17 protein-coding genes are annotated in these 18,087 nt (G+C 57.5%); 7 read left to right on the forward strand and 10 right to left on the reverse strand.

What is annotated here, in order from left to right; translation table 11 throughout:
* Window positions 1-77 precede the first annotated feature (77 nt).
* From lpxC to mutT, 4 genes are all read left to right on the forward strand, one after another.
* Window positions 78-995: a UDP-3-O-acyl-N-acetylglucosamine deacetylase gene (gene lpxC / locus ACQUTP_RS17995; protein ID WP_002888632.1), complete on the forward strand. Its 918-nt coding sequence runs from the start codon at window positions 78-80 to the stop codon at window positions 993-995.
* 323 nt (window positions 996-1,318) lie between these two features.
* Complete coding sequence (gene secM, locus ACQUTP_RS18000; RefSeq protein ID WP_196611919.1) at window positions 1,319-1,816, forward strand: secA translation cis-regulator SecM; 498 nt, start codon at window positions 1,319-1,321, stop codon at window positions 1,814-1,816.
* 62 nt (window positions 1,817-1,878) lie between these two features.
* Complete coding sequence (gene secA, locus ACQUTP_RS18005) at window positions 1,879-4,584, forward strand: preprotein translocase subunit SecA (protein ID WP_004204346.1); 2,706 nt, start codon at window positions 1,879-1,881, stop codon at window positions 4,582-4,584.
* A 57-nt stretch (window positions 4,585-4,641) separates the two neighbouring features.
* Complete coding sequence (gene mutT, locus ACQUTP_RS18010) at window positions 4,642-5,034, forward strand: 8-oxo-dGTP diphosphatase MutT (RefSeq protein ID WP_285755752.1); 393 nt, start codon at window positions 4,642-4,644, stop codon at window positions 5,032-5,034.
* 52 nt (window positions 5,035-5,086) lie between these two features.
* Here the strand turns inward: mutT and yacG are convergent, their stop codons facing one another.
* Genes yacG through coaE form a run of 3 tightly spaced genes read right to left on the reverse strand, consistent with a single transcriptional unit; the run spans window position 5,087 to window position 6,654 of the window.
* The gene (gene yacG / locus ACQUTP_RS18015; RefSeq protein WP_004204348.1) at window positions 5,087-5,281 is read right to left on the reverse strand and encodes a DNA gyrase inhibitor YacG; all 195 of its coding nucleotides are present in this window, start codon (window positions 5,279-5,281) and stop codon (window positions 5,087-5,089) included.
* 9 nt (window positions 5,282-5,290) lie between these two features.
* Window positions 5,291-6,034, reverse strand: a complete 744-nt coding sequence (zapD, locus tag ACQUTP_RS18020; RefSeq protein WP_017901182.1) for a cell division protein ZapD — start codon at window positions 6,032-6,034, stop codon at window positions 5,291-5,293.
* Window positions 6,034-6,654 (reverse strand): dephospho-CoA kinase, encoded by a 621-nt coding sequence (coaE, locus tag ACQUTP_RS18025; RefSeq protein ID WP_064183580.1) that lies wholly within the window; start codon window positions 6,652-6,654, stop codon window positions 6,034-6,036. The genes zapD and coaE overlap by 1 nt, the downstream gene beginning before the upstream one ends.
* Window positions 6,655-6,997: 343 nt before the next feature.
* On the opposite strand from coaE, the gene ACQUTP_RS18030 reads away from it, so the two are divergent.
* On the forward strand, window positions 6,998-8,041 hold the full coding sequence (locus tag ACQUTP_RS18030) for a GMP reductase (RefSeq protein WP_004204353.1): 1,044 nt from the start codon (window positions 6,998-7,000) through the stop codon (window positions 8,039-8,041).
* A 36-nt stretch (window positions 8,042-8,077) separates the two neighbouring features.
* Here ACQUTP_RS18030 and hofC read toward each other — a convergent pair whose 3' ends face one another.
* The 4 genes from hofC to nadC all read right to left on the reverse strand — a co-directional run bounded on the left by hofC (window position 8,078) and on the right by nadC (window position 12,174).
* A complete protein-coding gene (gene hofC / locus ACQUTP_RS18035) occupies window positions 8,078-9,283 on the reverse strand; it encodes a protein transport protein HofC (protein ID WP_163620335.1) in 1,206 nt (401 codons plus the stop codon).
* A complete protein-coding gene (gene gspE, locus ACQUTP_RS18040; RefSeq protein ID WP_069135391.1) occupies window positions 9,273-10,658 on the reverse strand; it encodes a type II secretion system protein GspE in 1,386 nt (461 codons plus the stop codon). The genes hofC and gspE overlap by 11 nt, the downstream gene beginning before the upstream one ends.
* A gap of 10 nt (window positions 10,659-10,668) precedes the next feature.
* Window positions 10,669-11,100 carry a prepilin peptidase-dependent pilin gene (gene ppdD / locus ACQUTP_RS18045; protein ID WP_004204358.1) on the reverse strand — a complete coding sequence of 144 codons (432 nt, stop codon included), beginning with the start codon at window positions 11,098-11,100 and terminating at the stop codon, window positions 10,669-10,671.
* A gap of 180 nt (window positions 11,101-11,280) precedes the next feature.
* Window positions 11,281-12,174 carry a carboxylating nicotinate-nucleotide diphosphorylase gene (gene nadC, locus ACQUTP_RS18050; protein WP_017901176.1) on the reverse strand — a complete coding sequence of 298 codons (894 nt, stop codon included), beginning with the start codon at window positions 12,172-12,174 and terminating at the stop codon, window positions 11,281-11,283.
* A gap of 133 nt (window positions 12,175-12,307) precedes the next feature.
* On the opposite strand from nadC, the gene ampD reads away from it, so the two are divergent.
* A complete protein-coding gene (gene ampD, locus ACQUTP_RS18055; protein WP_017901175.1) occupies window positions 12,308-12,871 on the forward strand; it encodes a 1,6-anhydro-N-acetylmuramyl-L-alanine amidase AmpD in 564 nt (187 codons plus the stop codon).
* Entirely contained in the window at window positions 12,868-13,722 is an 855-nt protein-coding gene (ampE, locus tag ACQUTP_RS18060; protein WP_004204361.1) for a beta-lactamase regulator AmpE, read from the forward strand. Before ampD ends, ampE begins: the two co-directional genes overlap by 4 nt.
* Window positions 13,723-13,945: 223 nt before the next feature.
* On the opposite strand, the gene ACQUTP_RS18065 is transcribed toward ampE, so the two are convergent.
* The 3 genes from ACQUTP_RS18065 to aroP all read right to left on the reverse strand — a co-directional run bounded on the left by ACQUTP_RS18065 (window position 13,946) and on the right by aroP (window position 17,857).
* Complete coding sequence (locus ACQUTP_RS18065) at window positions 13,946-14,896, reverse strand: glycoside hydrolase family 43 protein (RefSeq protein WP_285755751.1); 951 nt, start codon at window positions 14,894-14,896, stop codon at window positions 13,946-13,948.
* Complete coding sequence (locus ACQUTP_RS18070) at window positions 14,896-16,302, reverse strand: glycoside-pentoside-hexuronide (GPH):cation symporter (protein ID WP_017901173.1); 1,407 nt, start codon at window positions 16,300-16,302, stop codon at window positions 14,896-14,898. Before ACQUTP_RS18070 ends, ACQUTP_RS18065 begins: the two co-directional genes overlap by 1 nt.
* A 184-nt stretch (window positions 16,303-16,486) precedes the next feature.
* Window positions 16,487-17,857: an aromatic amino acid transporter AroP gene (aroP, locus tag ACQUTP_RS18075; protein ID WP_017901172.1), complete on the reverse strand. Its 1,371-nt coding sequence runs from the start codon at window positions 17,855-17,857 to the stop codon at window positions 16,487-16,489.
* Between the last annotated feature and the right edge of the window lie 230 nt (window positions 17,858-18,087).

Here is an 18,087-nt window from a genome sequence, read left to right on the forward strand (position 1 = left end):
TGCGCTCTTTGTGCTAAACTGGCCTCCCGATAGTGGTGTACACTTCGGTTGGATAGGTAAATTGGCGAGATTATACGATGATCAAACAAAGGACTCTTAAACGTATCGTTCAGGCGACTGGTGTCGGTTTGCATACCGGCAAGAAAGTCACACTGACGTTACGCCCTGCGCCGGCAAATACCGGGGTCATCTATCGTCGCACCGACTTGAATCCACCGGTAGATTTTCCGGCTGATGCCAAATCTGTGCGTGATACCATGCTCTGTACTTGCCTGGTTAATGAGCATGACGTGCGGATTTCTACGGTTGAACACCTGAACGCCGCATTGGCTGGCCTGGGTATCGACAACATTATTGTTGAAGTCGATGCACCGGAAATCCCGATTATGGACGGCAGTGCGGCTCCGTTCGTTTATCTGTTGCTGGACGCCGGCATCGATGAACTGAACTGCGCCAAGAAATTTGTACGTATCAAAGAGACGGTTCGCGTCGAAGATGGCGACAAATGGGCTGAATTCAAACCGTACAATGGTTTTTCGCTGGACTTCACCATCGATTTTAACCATCCGGCGATTGATGCCAGCACCCAGCGCTATACGCTGAACTTCTCGGCCGATGCGTTCATGCGTCAGATTAGCCGTGCGCGTACCTTCGGTTTCATGCGCGATATCGAATATCTGCAATCCCGTGGCCTGTGCCTGGGCGGCAGCTTCGATTGTGCCATCGTTGTTGACGATTATCGCGTACTGAACGAAGACGGTCTGCGCTTTGAAGACGAATTTGTTCGCCACAAAATGCTGGATGCGATCGGTGACCTGTTTATGTGTGGTCACAACATTATCGGCGCATTCACGGCGTACAAATCGGGTCACGCATTGAACAACAAACTGCTGCAGGCTGTTCTGGCAAAACAGGAAGCCTGGGAGTATGTGACCTTCGAAGACGACGCAAAATTGCCAATGGCGTTCCGCGCACCGTCGATGGTTCTGGCGTAAGCCTGACCATTCAGTAAATTCGACTGGTAACCTGGTACTCTCTCCGACCAGGGAACCAGTCGTTTTTCTTTTATAGCCTCTTCCCGTTATTTTTCACTGCGATCGCTGGGTAATAATTAGCGCGCGTTCGCTGCTTTATTAAGCGTTTTCCCCGGGCAACGGCCTTCATTCATGCTGCCTCAGCGCGCTATTAATGTTAGTATTTGAGCGCAAAATTATTTCTCCGGGTTGCTTTACCCCGTGGACATCAGGTTGTCCTGCGAAAAACGTCAATAAAGAGACAGCCTGAACGACGACGGGTATACCAAAGAAAGGTAATGAACGTGAGTGGATTGCTGACGCGCTGGCGACAGTTTGGCAGACGGTATTTTTGGCCGCATCTCCTGTTGGGGATGGTCGCGGCCAGCCTCGGCCTGCCTGCGCTAAGCAACGGCCATGCGACCGCGACGCCAGCAAAGGCGACCGCCAGCAACCACAACCCGAGTAAAGTTAATTTCTCCCAGCTGGCGCTGCTGGAGACGAATCGCCGGCCCAACTTTACCGTCGACTACTGGCATCAGCATGCCATTCGCACCGTTATTCGTCATCTCTCTTTCGCCATGGCGCCGCAGGCGTTGCCGGTGGCGGAAGAAGCGTCTCCGCTGCAGGCGCAGCATCTGGCGCTGCTCGACACGCTCAGCGCGCTGCTGACGCAGGACAGTACGCCGCCGGTAGTGATCCGCCAGGCGGCGTATATCCCTTCCTCATATTCTGCCTTCCGCGTCAGCGCCTGGATAAGCCAGGTAGCGGGGATCCGCGCAGGCCCTCAACGTCTCAGCTGAAAATAACCACGGACCATCCTATTTTTTGTGACTCCGCACCGCGGGGCGTTTGAGATTTTATTATGCTTATTAAAATGTTAACTAAGGTTTTCGGCAGCCGTAACGACCGTACGCTGCGTCGTATGCGCAAAGTCGTCAATATCATCAACGGTATGGAACCGGCGATGGAAAAACTCTCTGATGACGAGCTGAAAGCGAAAACCGCTGAATTCCGCGCGCGCCTGGAAAAAGGCGAAGTGCTGGAAAACCTGATCCCTGAAGCGTTCGCCGTCGTTCGCGAAGCCAGTAAGCGTGTGTTCGGCATGCGCCACTTCGACGTCCAGCTGCTGGGCGGTATGGTGCTTAACGATCGCTGCATCGCCGAGATGCGTACCGGTGAAGGTAAAACTCTGACCGCGACCCTGCCGGCCTACCTCAATGCGCTGACCGGCAAAGGCGTTCACGTGGTGACCGTCAACGACTATCTGGCGCAGCGTGACGCCGAAAATAACCGCCCGCTGTTTGAATTCCTGGGCATGACGGTTGGCATCAACATGTCCGGCCTGCCGGCGCCGGCGAAGCGTGAAGCCTACGCTGCCGATATCACCTATGGCACCAACAACGAATACGGCTTCGACTACCTGCGCGACAACATGGCCTTCAGCCCGGAAGAGCGCGTTCAGCGTAAACTGCACTATGCGCTGGTGGATGAGGTGGACTCCATCCTGATCGATGAGGCGCGTACGCCGCTGATCATTTCCGGCCCGGCGGAAGACAGCTCTGAAATGTACCGTAAGGTCAACAAGATCATTCCGCACCTGATCCGTCAGGAAAAAGAAGATTCGGACACCTTCACCGGCGAAGGCCACTTCTCGGTGGATGAAAAAGCGCGTCAGGTTAACCTGACCGAACGTGGTCTGGTGCTGATTGAAGAGCTGCTGGTACAGGAAGGCATTATGGATGAAGGTGAGTCCCTGTACTCCCCGACCAACATTATGCTGATGCACCACGTCACCGCCGCGCTGCGCGCCCATGCGCTGTTCACCCGCGACGTTGACTACATCGTTAAAGATGGCGAAGTTATCATCGTCGATGAGCACACTGGTCGTACAATGCAGGGCCGGCGCTGGTCCGATGGTCTGCACCAGGCCGTTGAGGCCAAAGAGGGCGTGGAGATCCAGAACGAGAACCAGACTCTGGCCTCTATCACCTTCCAGAACTATTTCCGTCTGTATGAGAAACTGGCGGGGATGACCGGTACCGCCGATACTGAAGCCTTTGAATTCAGCTCTATCTATAAGCTGGATACCGTGGTCGTGCCGACCAACCGTCCGATGATCCGTAAAGACATGGCGGATCTGGTCTATATGACCGAAGCGGAAAAAATTCAGGCGATTATCGAAGATATCAAAACCCGTACCGCAGCCGGTCAGCCGGTGTTGGTGGGGACAATCTCGATCGAAAAATCGGAAGTGGTTTCCCGTGAGCTGACCAAAGCCGGCATTAAGCACAACGTTCTGAACGCCAAGTTCCATGCCAGCGAAGCGGATATCGTCGCTCAGGCAGGCTATCCTTCCGCGGTGACCATCGCTACCAACATGGCGGGCCGTGGTACCGATATTATGCTCGGCGGTAGCTGGCAGGCGGAAGTCGCGGCGCTGGAAAATCCAACGCCTGAGCAGATTGAAAAAATCAAAGCCGACTGGCAGGTGCGCCACGATGCGGTACTGGCCGCAGGCGGCCTGCACATTATCGGTACCGAGCGTCATGAATCACGCCGTATCGATAACCAGCTGCGCGGCCGTGCCGGTCGTCAGGGGGATGCCGGTTCTTCCCGCTTCTACCTGTCGATGGAAGACGCCCTGATGCGTATCTTCGCCTCCGATCGCGTTTCCGGCATGATGCGTAAACTGGGGATGAAACCCGGCGAAGCCATTGAGCACCCGTGGGTCACCAAGGCTATCGCCAACGCGCAGCGTAAAGTTGAGAGCCGTAACTTCGATATTCGTAAGCAGTTGCTGGAATATGATGATGTGGCCAACGACCAGCGCCGGGCGATTTACACCCAGCGTAACGAACTGCTGGACGTGTCTGACGTCAGCGAAACCATCAACAGCATCCGCGAAGACGTGTTTAAGGCGACTATCGATGCCCATATTCCGCCGCAGTCGCTGGAGGAGATGTGGGATATCGAAGGCCTGCAGGAGCGTCTGAAAAACGACTTCGACCTCGACCTGCCAATCAAAGAGTGGCTGGATAAAGAGCCGGAGCTGCATGAAGAGACCCTGCGCGAACGTATTCTGCAGAGCGCGGTAGAGACCTACCAGCGTAAAGAAGAAGTGGTCGGCGCTGAAATGATGCGCCACTTCGAGAAAGGCGTGATGCTCCAGACTCTGGATTCACTGTGGAAAGAACATCTGGCGGCGATGGACTACCTGCGCCAGGGTATCCACCTGCGCGGCTATGCGCAGAAAGATCCGAAGCAGGAGTACAAGCGCGAATCGTTCTCTATGTTTGCCGCGATGCTGGAGTCACTGAAGTATGAAGTGATCAGCACCCTGAGCAAAGTGCAGGTGCGGATGCCGGAAGAAGTCGAGGCGATGGAGCAGCAACGTCGTGAAGAGGCCGAGCGCCTGGCGCAGATGCAGCAGCTCAGCCATCAGAGCGATGATGAAGCCGCTGCACAGGATCTGGCGGCACAAACCGGCGAACGTAAAGTGGGGCGTAACGATCCTTGCCCGTGCGGTTCCGGTAAAAAATACAAACAGTGCCATGGCCGTCTGAGCTAAGGGCTGATAAAAAAACAAAGGCGCAGAGTTCTGCGCCTTTTTTATGGAGCTGATTCAATGAAAAAACTGCAAATCGCCGTAGGGATAATTCGCAATCCAGAAGGCGACATCTTTATTACCCAGCGCGCCGCCGATGCCCATATGGCGAATAAACTGGAGTTCCCGGGCGGGAAGATTGAATCTGCTGAAACGCCAGAGCAGGCATTGATCCGCGAGCTACAGGAAGAGGTGGGGATTACGGCCACTACCTTTTCACTATTTGATAAGCTGGAGTATCAGTTCCCCGATCGCCACATTACGCTGTGGTTTTTCCTCGTGGAAAGCTGGGAAGGCGAGCCCTGGGGCAAAGAGGGGCAGCCGGGACAGTGGATGGCGCGGCAGGCGCTGGATCCGGCGGCGTTTCCCCCGGCGAATGAACCGGTTATCCGCAAACTTATCGCCCAGGGCTGAGCCCCGGGTCGGGAGACTAACCCAACAGGCGTTGGGTTAGCGTGCCGTCAAATCAGGGCTGCTGCTCGCTCCAGTCATCGCTATCGGAGAGATCGCCCGCGCTGGGGATGCGCTTCTCCTCTGCTGCCCATTCTCCCAAATCGATCAGCTGGCAGCGCTTGCTGCAGAACGGACGATAGGGGCTTTGTTCGCCCCAAACCACATTTTTGCCGCAGGTCGGACAATTGACGATAGTCTCTTCTGACATGTTATCTCCTTAACAGCAGGCCAGTTCAAAATCAAAGCGCTCCGGCACGATCCCATACTCACTGTCCAGCGGCAGGAAGCGGATGGCGAAACGGCTCTTATGGCCAGAGATCTGCGGATAAAGCTGGTGGGCCAGATCGAGACGCAGGCGCAGCAGATCGGCATCTTCGCCGTTATCCTGATAAAAGCCATTGAGGCTGGTCTGTTTGCGAAACTGTCCGGAGTTACGAATCAGATCGAGGATCAGGCTCAGGGACTGGACCAAAGGATCGAGGCTGGCAAGCCAGCTGGCCACCTGCTCGTCACGATGCGCCTGCGGCATATGGAGCCAGATATGCAGGGTCGGTAAATCGAAGCTGCAGCAGCCGCCAGGGATACTCAGGCGCTGGCGCACTAGCGCAATCAGGCGATCTTCACGCAGAAACTGACCAATGCGCGGCGCGGCCATCAGGGTGCTGGAAGACTGCTTGAGCTGCTGGCGCAGCGCGTTAATGCGCTCCTGATCGACTCCCGGCACTTCTGCCCAGGACTGGAGCTTACGCTGCTGGCGCTCCAGCTCTTTGACCAGATCGGTACGCACCTCGCCGCGCTCCAGGACATCCAGCAGATCGCCGGCGTTACGGAAAAAATGGAGCGCATCGGCATGGCTGGCAATCATCGGATGGAAAGCCATTTGCTGGATCAGAAATTCGATGCGCAGCCAGGTGCGCATTTTCTCATTAAGAGGATGTTCAAACAGAACGGGGGTATGCATTACGAGTTTTCCTGTGAGGCGGCCTGCAATGCCAGCGTTAAGTACTTTTCGTGCAGGCGGGCAACATCCGATGCCACTGCATCCGGCGTGCCAGTGTTTTCAATAACATCGTCCGCGATGGCCAGGCGCTGCTCGCGCGTGGCCTGGGCGGCAAGAATATGTTCAGCATGTTCGCGGCTGACCTTATCGCGCAGCATGGTGCGTTCGATTTGCGTCTCTTTTGGCACATCGACGACCAGTACGCGATCGGCCTGGCTGGACAGGCGGTTTTCGACCAGCAAAGGTACGACCCAGAGGAGATAAGGGGAGGTGGCGGCCTGCATCTGGCGGCGCGTTTCCTGCTGAATCAGCGGATGCAACAGCGCGTTGAGCCAGGCTTTTTCCTCCATCTGAGCAAAAATTTTTTCCCGCAGCAGACGGCGGTTTAGCGTGCCGTCGGGGGCAATCATCTGTGGCCCGAAGTGGCCGGCAATGGCCTGGAGCGCCGGGGTGCCGGGTTCGACCACCTGGCGGGCGATAACATCGGCATCGATAACCTTAATCCCGAGCTGCGCGAAGGCGTCGGCGACCGTACTTTTACCGCTGCCAATCCCGCCTGTTAACGCGACTGTGTACCCCATATCTTCTGACCCTGAAACGGATTGCTCGTATTTTTGGTATTCAGACAGCGAGGACGGGCAGTATGCCGGAGAGGCGAGAGCGATCTTATCGTGATGGCCCCGTGCCAGCCGGGAGCGCCGTCCGCTATTCTGTTTCTTTTAATCAAGCAAATCAAATGGTTAAAAATAATGCGCTGGCGGGTGGAGATATAAGCGCTTTTTTCTCCATTCACCAGGTAAATTTATACGATTGTAGCGTAAAAAAAGTGAAAATCGCAGTCTTGCGCGGGCCTGATTCGTGCGTATGATAACGTCACTGGAGTTGTGCTCTCACATTAATGCCATTAACCCCAGGAATTCGCACATGCGTATTGAAGAAGATCTGAAGCTTGGTTTCAAAGACGTTCTTATCCGCCCGAAACGCTCTACCCTCAAAAGCCGTTCTGATGTTGAGCTGGAACGTGAATTCACCTTTAAACATTCAGGCCTGACCTGGTCCGGTGTGCCGATTATTGCGGCTAACATGGACACCGTCGGCACCTTCAGCATGGCGAAAGCGCTGGCCACTTTTGGCATTCTGACGGCAGTACACAAGCACTACACCGCGGAAGAATGGCAGGCGTTTGTCCAGAGCGTATCCGCAGACGTTCTCAAGCATGTGATGGTTTCCACCGGTACTTCCGATGCGGATTTTGATAAAACGCAACAGATCCTCTCTCAGAACCCACAATTGAACTTTGTGTGCATTGACGTCGCCAATGGCTACTCTGAACACTTCGTCCAGTTTGTGGCGAAGGCGCGCGAAGCCTGGCCGCAAAAAACCATTATTGCCGGGAACGTGGTCACCGGTGAAATGTGTGAAGAGCTAATCCTCTCCGGCGCCGATATTGTCAAAGTTGGCATTGGCCCGGGCTCCGTCTGCACCACCCGCGTCAAAACCGGTGTCGGCTACCCGCAGCTCTCCGCCGTGATCGAGTGTGCTGATGCCGCACATGGCCTTGGCGGCCAGATCATCAGCGACGGCGGTTGCACCATGCCGGGCGATGTGGCGAAAGCCTTCGGCGGCGGCGCTGATTTCGTGATGCTCGGCGGTATGCTGGCGGGCCACGAAGAGAGCGGCGGTACTGTGGTTGAAGAGAACGGTGAAAAATTCATGCTGTTTTACGGTATGAGCTCCGAATCGGCGATGACCCGCCATGTGGGCGGTGTCGCGAAATACCGCGCGGCGGAAGGGAAAACCGTTAAGCTGCCGCTGCGTGGCCCGGTGGACAATACCGCGCGCGACATTCTCGGCGGCCTGCGCTCTGCCTGCACCTACGTTGGCGCCTCGCGACTGAAAGAGCTGACCAAACGCACCACCTTTATCCGCGTTCAGGAACAAGAGAACCGGGTATTCAATAGCCTGTAACCGGCTGCGCTGGCGCCTGCGCGGTGCCAGCGTTGCTTATCCTCCCGCCCCGCCAATGGCATCGCCCAGATGAAAAACGGGCAAATACATCGCCACCACCAGGAGCCCGACCAGCGAGCCGGTTATCACCAGCATCAGGGGTTCCAGATGCGCAGCCAGACTGTCGGCTCGCTGATGGGTCTGCTCACGATGATGATGCGCCAGGTTTTCCAGCATCTGATCCAGTGCCCCCGCGCTTTCCCCCGTGCGGATGAGCTGCAGACACAGCGGTGTAAAACCGCCGCAGCGGCTTAACGCCTGCCAGATCGGATCCCCCTGAACGATCAGCGCGCGGGCCTGCGCCAGGCGCTGGCGCCACAGCGGGCACGACAGGGTCTCTTCAACGCTTTGCAGCCCCTGTAGAAAGCTGATACCGGCACTTTGGGTTAACGCCAGAACGGTGAATATCAGGCTCAGCTGTTGGCCGCCGATCAGGGGGCCGATGAGAGGGAGCGCGTTAAGCAGTTGCTGGCGACGCAGCAGCCAGTCGGCGCGCTGCCGGACCAGCTGGTTGAGCAGCAGCGGGCTCAGCAGAAAGGCCAGCAGTAACGGCCAGCCGCGGCTCAGCATGTCCCCTGCCGCAATAACCATTCGCGTTAATAACGGCAGCGGCGTATTGAACGTCTGGTAGATGGCAGTGAATTCAGGAAGGACAAAATAGAGCATCCCCAGCACCACCAGCAGCGCCAGTGCGAGCACGATCAGCGGGTAGCGCAGCGCCTTCTTGACCTTGCCGGCGAGCCGCTGCTGCTCCTGCTGCTGGTTGGCCAGCTGCTGGCAGCAAATATCGAGCTTGCCCGTCAGTTCGCCAGTGCTAATCATCGCCAGATACAGTGGCGGAAAAGCCTGCGGCCACTGCGCCAGTGCGGCAGAGAAAGTCACGCCCTGGGCCAGTTCGCGGCCCAGCGCCTCAAGCAGCGCCTGCCACTGCCCATGCGGTTGCTGCTGCGCCAGCAGCGATAACCCTTCCGCCAACGGTAGCCCGGCCTGCAGCAGGGTTGCCAACTGGCGGATTGTTTCGCTGCTGTAGCGCGGGTGCCACAGGCTTTGCTTCACCGTACAGCGGCGTATAGCCAACGGCAGGATGCGCTGCTGCTGGAGGTGATGCAGCACCTCCGGACGACTGGCTTGCCATAGCATCCCCTGACAAGGAGCGCCTTGCGCATCGACGCCTCGCCAGCGCCAGAGACGCTTAGTCGCCATGGGGGATCCCCAACACCCGCACCACCTCTTCGAGGCTGGTCAAGCCCTGTTCAATAGCCTGACATCCGCTTTCGAAGATCGTCATCATGCCCGCGGCTCGCGCCAGAGATTCGATCTCAATGGCGTTGAGCCCCTGGACTATCCCCTGACGTAGCCCCGGAGTGACAGGCAAGACCTCGAACAGCGCCAGCCTGCCGTGATACCCGTGATAACAGTGTTCGCAGCCCGCGGCCTGCCAGCGCGGCAACGGACGGGGCCACAGACTGTGCGGCAGGTCGGCGGCACTGCCGGCATTGCGCCGGCAGTGGGGGCACAGCTTGCGGACCAGACGCTGGGCGATAACCAGCGAGAGCGCAGAGGAGATCATCCAGCGGGCGATGCCCATTTGCTGCAGGCGGGTGAGGGTTTCGCTGGTGGAATTGGTGTGCAGAGTAGAGAGCACCAGATGACCCGTTTGGGCGGCTTTCAGCGCGATTTCAGCGGTTTCGGCATCGCGGATTTCACCCACCATCACAATATCCGGGTCCTGACGTAACAGGGCGCGCAGTACGCTGTGAAAGGTCAGCCCGGCGCGCGGGTTGATTTGCGTCTGGTTCATCCCGGCGATGGGGATCTCCAGAGGATCCTCGACGCTACAGATGTTCACTTGCTCCCGGTTTCGCGCCTGCAGGGCGCTGTAGAGGGTTACCGTTTTCCCGCTTCCGGTTGGGCCAGTGACCAGCAGCAGCCCCTGCGGCTGATTCAGCGCCTGGCGGAAGGCCGCCAGCTGAGAGGATGAGAGGCCGAGCGCCTCCAGATCCAGCGCCTGGTCAACCTGATGCAGAAGGCGCAGGACAATTTTCTCGCCATAGCGGCAGGGCAGAGTGGCGATGCGAAAGGAGAGCTGCCGTCCGGCGAGGTTCAGCGCGAACTGACCATCCTGCGGCAAACGATGCTCGGCGATATCGAGACTGGCCATCACTTTGAGTCGTGCGATAACCGGCGCGGCCAGCTCGGGCGCCAGCAGCGGCAGGGCGTGTAGCACGCCATCGACACGCAGGCGGATCCGTAAGTGCGTTTCCGTGGGTTCGATATGAATATCGGAGGCCCGCTGACGCAGGGCCTGCTCGAGGATCTGATTGACCCGTTCGGCGATGTTTTCCGGGCCTGCATTTTGCGCCAGCAGCGCCTGCTTTTCCTGGACTTGCAGGCGCTTATCCATCTGCTCCTGGCTCCAGCATTCAATATCGATCCGTTTTTGCGTCGCGAAACGTAGCGCCTCCATTAGCTCCGTCGGCGGGGTATCGACCACCGCAATGGATATCGTCTGCTCATCGCTGTGCAGCAGCAGGGCGTGATGGCGACGACAGAGAGGGATCAGCTGTTCTGTTTTCATGTTGTCGCCCTCACTTCACGCGGAAGACGTCTTCGCAGGCCTGCTGAAGCGCGCTGTTGTCGGTGATAGTGCAGACCCGCTGCCAGCCGGTGACGCCCTCGGCGTTATCCCAGGTCGGGGTTAGGGTGACGCCCAGTCCGTTGAGACTTTCCTGGCCGGTGAGGGTAACGACCCCTTTTGCCACGCTCATGGCGGAGAGGTAGCGCGTGGTGGTTGGCGAGGGGATGCCATTGCTGCCGCCGTCGCATGTCGTCAGGCCGCCATGATCGAGCGCGCAAAGTTCAATTGCCGTCCGGTAGGGGACAAAGGTCTGCAGCAGATCGGTGAGGGCGGCTTTACGCAGGTAGTTCTGGTAGGCCGGGATGCCGATGGCGCTGAGAATGGCGATGATGCCGATGACCACCATCAGTTCAATCAGGGTAAAACCTCGTTGTTTATCCATAAGTCGCTCCTTGTTGTGACAGAAGCACTGTGACGGGATTCAGGGGGACAGGCGAGGAGACGAAAACGATCCGGGAAACCGGGTTCCAGGGTTTTTAGCGGGATTGCATGGTGAGCAAGAGCGGCTGCGAGTCGGGTCGCAAATTCAGGCCTTCACGCCGGAAACGTGAAGGCCCAATCTTCAGCGAAAACGCATCGACAGGTCGAGCGCCTGCACATGTTTGGTCAGGGCCCCGACGGAGATATAGTCGACCCCGGTGTCGGCAAATTCGCGGATGGTGTCAAAGGTGACGTTGCCGGAGACCTCGAGCGCCGCCTGGCCAGCGGTGATTTTCACCGCCTCGCGCATCAGGTCGGTGGTGAAGTTATCGAGCATAATGATATCGGCCCCGGCTTTTAACGCCTGCTCCAGCTCATCCAGCGTTTCCACTTCCACTTCCACCGGCACATCAGGATGCAGCCAGAACGCCTTTTCCACCGCCTGACGGATCGAGCCGGAGGCGATGATGTGGTTTTCTTTAATCAGGAAAGCGTCGAACAGCCCAAGGCGGTGGTTGGCGCCGCCGCCGCAGAGAACCGCGTATTTCAAAGCGGTTCGCAGCCCTGGCAGCGTTTTGCGCGTATCCAGGAGTTGGGTTTTGGTGCCCGCCAGCAGGTCGACATAGCGGCGGACAACGCTGGCGACGCCGGAGAGGGTTTGCACAAAGTTCAGCGCCGTACGTTCGCCAGTGAGCAGAATGCGCGATGGGCCTTCCAGCTCGAACAGGGGTTGATCGGCTTTGACCGCATCGCCATCGGCGACGTGCCAGGTGATATTCACGTCGTCACCGGCGAGCTGAATGAAGACCTCTTCCACCCAGCGTTTACCACAGAAGACGCCATCTTCGCGGGTAATGACCACCGCATGGGAGCGTGCATCCTGCGGCAATAATTGTGCGCTAATATCGTTGCTGGCGTCGACTTCGCCGCCCAAATCTTCCCGCAGGGAGTGTGCGACAGCATCGGTAATATCGAGATTAATACGTTCCAGCAGCACGTCACGGCGGCGGTCGGGGTTGTAACGACGAGGCGACATGATAAAGCTCCAGATAGATAAGATTCAGAAGTGGGAAACATGCTAACCTGAACGACGTTTCAGTACCATACACACTTCATCCTTTGGGCCGGCGTGTGGCCCGGAAGCATGAGTTCGCGAAAGGAGATCCCGCATGCAGTTGAACGAGGGATGGCTGGTCGGCGCGCGGCGGGTTCCCTCGCCGCACCATGACTGCCGTCCGGATGAAGAGGCCCCTTCCTTATTGGTGGTGCATAATATCAGCCTGCCGCCAGGTGAATTTGGTGGTCCATGGATTGACGCGCTGTTCACCGGCACCCTGGATCCTCACGCGCATCCTTTCTTTGCCGAGATCGCTCATCTGCGCGTTTCGGCGCATTGTCTGATTCGCCGTGATGGTGAAATCGTGCAGTATGTGCCTTTCGATAAGCGTGCATGGCATGCGGGTGTCTCCAGCTATCAGGGGCGTGAACGCTGCAATGACTTTTCCATCGGTATTGAGCTGGAAGGCACGGATACCCTGGCGTATACCGATGCGCAGTACCAGCAGCTGGCGGCGGTGACGGATCTGCTTATCACGATTTATCCTGCCATCGCCGCAAACATCACGGGCCATAGCGATATCGCGCCCGTGCGCAAGACGGACCCGGGACCGGCCTTTGACTGGAAAAAATTTCGTGCGCTGCTCAGCGCGCCGTCCGAAAAGGAGACCTCATGACGCTGTTTACTACGCTGCTGGTGCTTATCGCTGAACGCCTGTTTAAACTGGGCGAACACTGGCAGCTTGATCATCGGCTGGAGGTGGCGTTCCGCCGGATAAAACATTTCTCGTTGCCGGGAACGCTGCTGATGACCCTGGTCGCCGTCGCGGTGGTCTACATTATTCAGCGCTTGCTGCAGGGGCAGCTGTTCAACGTACCGCTGCTGGTGTTCTGGATTTTGCTAGGCCTGCTGTGCATCGGCGCCGGTAAGGTTCGGCTGCACTATCATGCCTATCTGAAAGCGGCGTCGCGCAATGACAGCCGCGCCTGCGATGCGATGGCTAGCGAGCTGACGTTGATACACGGCGTCCCCCCGGGCTGTGATGAGCGCGAGTACCTTAGCGAACTGCAAAATGCGCTGCTATGGATTAACTATCGTTACTACCTGGCGCCACTCTTCTGGTTTGTGGTCGGTGGGGCGTGGGGGCCGCTGACGCTTATCGCCTATAGCGTCCTGCGTGCCTGGCAGACGTGGCTGGCGCGTTACCAGACGCCGCATCATCGTTTGCAGTCCGGAATCGATGGTATCCTGCATATTGTGGACTGGCTGCCGGTGCGTCTGGTGGGGGTTGTCTATGCTCTGGTGGGGCATGGAGAGAAAGCGCTCCCGGCGTGGTTTGCATCGTTAGGCGACCGCCATTCGTCGCAGTATCAGGTATTGACCCGCCTGGCGCAGTATTCCCTGGCTCGTGAACCGCACGTGGATAAAGTGGCGACCCCGAAGGCCGCGGTGTCGATGGCCAAGAAAACCTCGCTGGTGGTGGTGGTGATCATGGCGCTGCTGACGATTTACGGCACCCTGGTGTAACGGCCTGCGCTCGTACTCTACCTGCCACGATACTCTCACATCTGGGGCGTTATTTGCCGGATGGCGTTGTGCTTATCCGGCCTGGAGACCCACACTGCGCAGGCCCGGCAAGCAACAGCGGCGCCGGGTTCTATATCAGACGCCGTACCTGGCATGTTGCCGGGCGGCGGTTTCGCCTGACCCGGCCTGGAGAACCCGCGCCAGCGGGCCGCATACCGAACCGCTACAGCGTATCCGCCGGCGGGATGCCGAAGTCGGGCATGCCCTCCTCTCTCCAGCTGACGAGTTTTAGCCGGGTATGACGATTGGGGTCATACAGCGGGTCGCCTTCAATCTCGGTGTAATTCCGCGCGTGGTAGACCAGCACATCTTCCCCCGCCGGCGTTTGGGTAAAACTATTATGGCCCGGGCCATACTGGCGGTTTTCATAGCTGGTCCGGAACACCGGCTGCGGGGCTTTATGCCAGTTTGCCGGCTGCAGCGGATCGGCCTGCCGGTCAATCCAGAGCAACCCCATGCAGTAGTTTTCGTCGGTGGCGCTGGCGGAATAGCTGATGAACAGCTTATCGCCATGCACCAGCACCGCGGGTCCTTCATTGACCTTAAATCCCCGACACTCCCAGTCGAACTCCGGCTTGCTCAGCATGACCGGCTCGCCTTTTAGCGTCCACGGGTTGGCCATTTCAGCGAGATACAGGTTTGAGTTGCCCTCGATATGCGGCGATTTTTGCGCCCACAGGTACCAGCGTTTGCCCTGATGGATAAAGGTGGTGGCATCGAGGGCGAAGGTATCGAAAGGCGTGATCACCTGGCCTTTTTCCTGCCAGCGGCCGGTCAGCGGATCGTTGTCGGCGCACTCGATCACGAACATACGATGCTGGAACATGCCCAGCGCATCCAGATCGTGGGTATGGGTGGCGGCAAAATAGATATACCACTTCCCGTCTATCTCATGTAGCTCCGGCGCCCAAATCAGCTGGCTCATCGGCCCGCTTTGCGGTGCGCGCCAGACCACTACCGGCTCCGCATCGCGTAATCCTTCAAGGGTCGCCGCGCGCCGGATCTCCAGCCGGTCGTATTCCGGCACCGAGGCAATAAAGTAGTAGTGATTAAGGTGGCGCAGAATAAAGGGATCTGCGCGCTGTTCAATAAAGGGGTTGGGCCAGTTATTCATCAGGCTTTCCTTACGTGTTCACTGGTTTTCAGTTCCTGGTATTCATTCAGCTCGCTGTAGTTGCTGCGGCGCTTCTCTAAATCGCTCTGGATCTGGCGCATCAGGGTGCGGTCAACTTTCAGCAGGCGCACCACGCCGGCGGTGATCAGGTAGCCGACGCCGGGGATAACCGAGAACAGCAGCACGATGCCGTTGAGGGCGGAGGCGCTTTGCGCTTTGGCGCCAGCGTCGTAGCCGTACCATGACAACAGGAATCCGACCATCGCCCCGGCGACCGCCAGGCCGACTTTGAGGAAGAACAGATTGCCGGAGAAGCTAATGCCGGTGATGCGCTTGCCGGTTTTCCACTCGCCGTAGTCGTCAACATCGGACATCAGCGACCAGTGCAGCGGGGAGGGAATCTGATGCAGGATGTTGAGCAGGAAGTAGAGCACCATAATCAGCGTGGTGGCATGCGGATTAAAGAAATAGAAGGCGCAGGAGAAGATCGCCAGCACGATATTGGTCCAGAAGAAGACCTGCAGTTTGCACCAGCGGTCGGTGAGGACTTTTGCCAGCATGCTGCCAATCATCATCCCGACCACGCCGAGGCTGATAAACAGAGTGGCAAAATGGGTGCTTTGCCCCATTACCCAGGTGACGTAGTACATGGTGGCGGCCATGCGGATAAAGCCCGGACAGACGTTGCACAGCGTGAGCAGCAGGATGCGTACCCACTGGTCATTTTTCCACACGTCTTTGAGATCTTTTTTCAGTTCATCATTGGTCTGTACCGCCGGGTGGATGCGTTCGCGCACGGTAGCGAAGCAGAACAGGAACATACACATGCCGATGAAGGCCAGCACGGTCATCGCCATCTGATAGCCCTTCGCTTTATCGGCGCCGCCGAACCAGTCGGCCATTGGCAGCAGCGTTAATGACAGCAACAGCGTGGCGATACCCACCATCACGAAACGATAAGACTGGCAGGCAACGCGCTCTTTCGGATCGGCGGTCATCACCGTTCCCAGCGAGCAGTAGGGGATGTTAATCGCGGTATAGGTAATCGACAGCAGAAAGTAGGTGACAAACGCATAGATGACTTTGCTGTTATAGGTCCACTCAGGAGTGGTGAACATCAGGACGCTGAACAGGGCGTAGGGGAAAGCAATCCACAGCAGCCATGGACGAAAGCGGCCATATTTACTGCGGGTGCGGTCGGCGAGGGCGCCCATGATCGGGTCGGTCACCGCATCGATGACGCGCACCGATAGCAGCAGTACGCCCACCAGCGCCGGCGCCAGACCGAAAATATCGGTATAAAAATAGTTAACAAACAGCATGATGGCGCCAAAGATGATATTGCATCCGGCATCCCCCATCCCATAACCAATCTTTTCTTTTATTGAAAGTCTATTGTCTGCCATGTGCGGTCTCTCCGTTGCAGTATGGAGAGAATTATTGGCTGCTATCGAGAGAATTACGTTGCAGGAACGCGTTGACGATATGGATAAAAAAGCTATGGAGGGGAAAGTGTGAAGCAGATAACAATGCTCTGCGCCCGTCATTCAGGGAGGGGCGCAGAGCAAAGAGAATTATTGATGAGATGTATTATTGTGCTTTTATGGTGGCGGCGGCTTTCTGTTTAAACAGATAGCCCACGCCCAGCACGGCGATCCATACCGGGATCAGCCAAACGGAAATCGCCATCCCCGGGGTCATCAGCATAATTACCAGCACCGCGGCCATAAACAGCAGGCACACCCAGTTACCCAGCGGGTAGAAGAGGGCGGGGAAGCGAGTGGTGACGCCCTGCTGCTGTTTGGCGCGACGGAATTTGATATGCGCGAGGCTGATCATCGCCCAGTTGATCACCAGGGCGGAGACTACCAGCGCCATCAGCAGGCCAAATGCGGATTCCGGCGCCAGGTAGTTGATCAGCACACACAGGGCGGTGACCACGGCGGAGACGAGAATGGTATTCACCGGCACGCCGCGTTTGTCGACGCTGAGCAGCGCTTTCGGTGCGTTCCCCTGCTGGGCAAGACCGAACAGCATACGGCTGTTGCAGTAGACGCAGCTGTTATACACCGACAGGGCCGCCGTCAGCACCACTACGTTGAGGGCGTTTGCCACCAGCGTATCGCCAAGCTCATGGAAAATCAGGACGAACGGACTGGTGTCCGCAGTCACACGCGTCCACGGCAGCAGCGAGAGCAGGACCGCCAGCGAGCCAACATAGAAGATCAGGATACGGTAGATAACCTGGTTAGTGGCTTTCGGGATGCTTTGCTCCGGGTTATCCGCTTCCGCCGCGGTGATACCCACCAGCTCCAGACCGCCGAAGGAGAACATGATGATCGCCATCATCATTACCAGCCCGGTAAAGCCGTGCGGCAGGAACCCGCCTTGATCCCAGAGGTTACGTACTGTCGCCTGCGGGCCGCCGTTACCGCTGAACAGCAGCCAGCCGCCGAACAAAATCATCGCCACAACGGCGACCACTTTGATAATGGCAAACCAGAACTCCATTTCCCCGAACACTTTCACGTTGGTCAGGTTAATGGCGTTGATGGCGATGAAGAAGACCGCCGCTGAGGCCCAGGTTGGGATTTCCGGCCACCAGAACTGGATATATTTGCCGACGGCAGTGAGTTCCGCCATGGCCACCAGGACATACAGCACCCAGTAGTTCCAGCCGGAGGCGAAGCCGGCAAAGCCGCCCCAGTATTTATAAGCAAAGTGGCTAAACGAACCGGCTACCGGCTCTTCCACCACCATTTCGCCCAGCTGACGCATGATCAGAAAGGCGATAAAACCGGCAATCGCGTAACCAAGAATGATACCCGGGCCGGCGGACTGAATGACGGACGCGCTCCCCAGAAACAGGCCGGTGCCGATAGCCCCGCCCAGCGCGATGAGCTGGATGTGGCGGTTTTTCAGGCCGCGCTTCAGCCGATCGCCGTGCTGTTGACCTTCCATATGAAACCTCGTGTGTGATTATTTTTTGTGTACGTCATCCGTCAGGTTGCTGCTTCACTGCTGTCCCTGCCAGAAAGCATAGCCAGCGAAAATTTGGGCGAAGTGGCCCACTTTTTACCTGAGTGATGGCGCGCACATATTGTTGTGTTTGTGTATGTAGCGACTTCCGTTTCTGTATTGTTTTGTTTACGGAAGGCGGTGCGGTAATTCAGAAAAAGGCCTTTCGTCTC

Origin of the sequence: Klebsiella sp. 2-CIP_Kleb. (assembly GCF_050378715.1) — a bacterium.
In the GTDB taxonomy this organism is placed as follows: domain Bacteria; phylum Pseudomonadota; class Gammaproteobacteria; order Enterobacterales; family Enterobacteriaceae; genus Klebsiella; species Klebsiella quasipneumoniae.

Excerpts from the sequence above, each read along its gene's own strand:
- lpxC (WP_002888632.1), top strand. The coding sequence starts at position 78 with ATGATCAAACAAAGGACTCTTAAACGTATCGTTCAGGCGACTGGTGTC.
- secA (WP_004204346.1), top strand. The coding sequence starts at position 1,879 with ATGCTTATTAAAATGTTAACTAAGGTTTTCGGCAGCCGTAACGACCGT.
- mutT (WP_285755752.1), top strand. The coding sequence starts at position 4,642 with ATGAAAAAACTGCAAATCGCCGTAGGGATAATTCGCAATCCAGAAGGC.
- yacG (WP_004204348.1), bottom strand. The coding sequence starts at position 5,281 with ATGTCAGAAGAGACTATCGTCAATTGTCCGACCTGCGGCAAAAATGTG.
- zapD (WP_017901182.1), bottom strand. The coding sequence starts at position 6,034 with ATGCATACCCCCGTTCTGTTTGAACATCCTCTTAATGAGAAAATGCGC.
- coaE (WP_064183580.1), bottom strand. The coding sequence starts at position 6,654 with ATGGGGTACACAGTCGCGTTAACAGGCGGGATTGGCAGCGGTAAAAGT.
- ACQUTP_RS18030 (WP_004204353.1), top strand. The coding sequence starts at position 6,998 with ATGCGTATTGAAGAAGATCTGAAGCTTGGTTTCAAAGACGTTCTTATC.
- hofC (WP_163620335.1), bottom strand. The coding sequence starts at position 9,283 with ATGGCGACTAAGCGTCTCTGGCGCTGGCGAGGCGTCGATGCGCAAGGC.
- gspE (WP_069135391.1), bottom strand. The coding sequence starts at position 10,658 with ATGAAAACAGAACAGCTGATCCCTCTCTGTCGTCGCCATCACGCCCTG.
- ppdD (WP_004204358.1), bottom strand. The coding sequence starts at position 11,100 with ATGGATAAACAACGAGGTTTTACCCTGATTGAACTGATGGTGGTCATC.
- nadC (WP_017901176.1), bottom strand. The coding sequence starts at position 12,174 with ATGTCGCCTCGTCGTTACAACCCCGACCGCCGCCGTGACGTGCTGCTG.
- ampD (WP_017901175.1), top strand. The coding sequence starts at position 12,308 with ATGCAGTTGAACGAGGGATGGCTGGTCGGCGCGCGGCGGGTTCCCTCG.
- ampE (WP_004204361.1), top strand. The coding sequence starts at position 12,868 with ATGACGCTGTTTACTACGCTGCTGGTGCTTATCGCTGAACGCCTGTTT.
- ACQUTP_RS18065 (WP_285755751.1), bottom strand. The coding sequence starts at position 14,896 with ATGAATAACTGGCCCAACCCCTTTATTGAACAGCGCGCAGATCCCTTT.
- ACQUTP_RS18070 (WP_017901173.1), bottom strand. The coding sequence starts at position 16,302 with ATGGCAGACAATAGACTTTCAATAAAAGAAAAGATTGGTTATGGGATG.
- aroP (WP_017901172.1), bottom strand. The coding sequence starts at position 17,857 with ATGGAAGGTCAACAGCACGGCGATCGGCTGAAGCGCGGCCTGAAAAAC.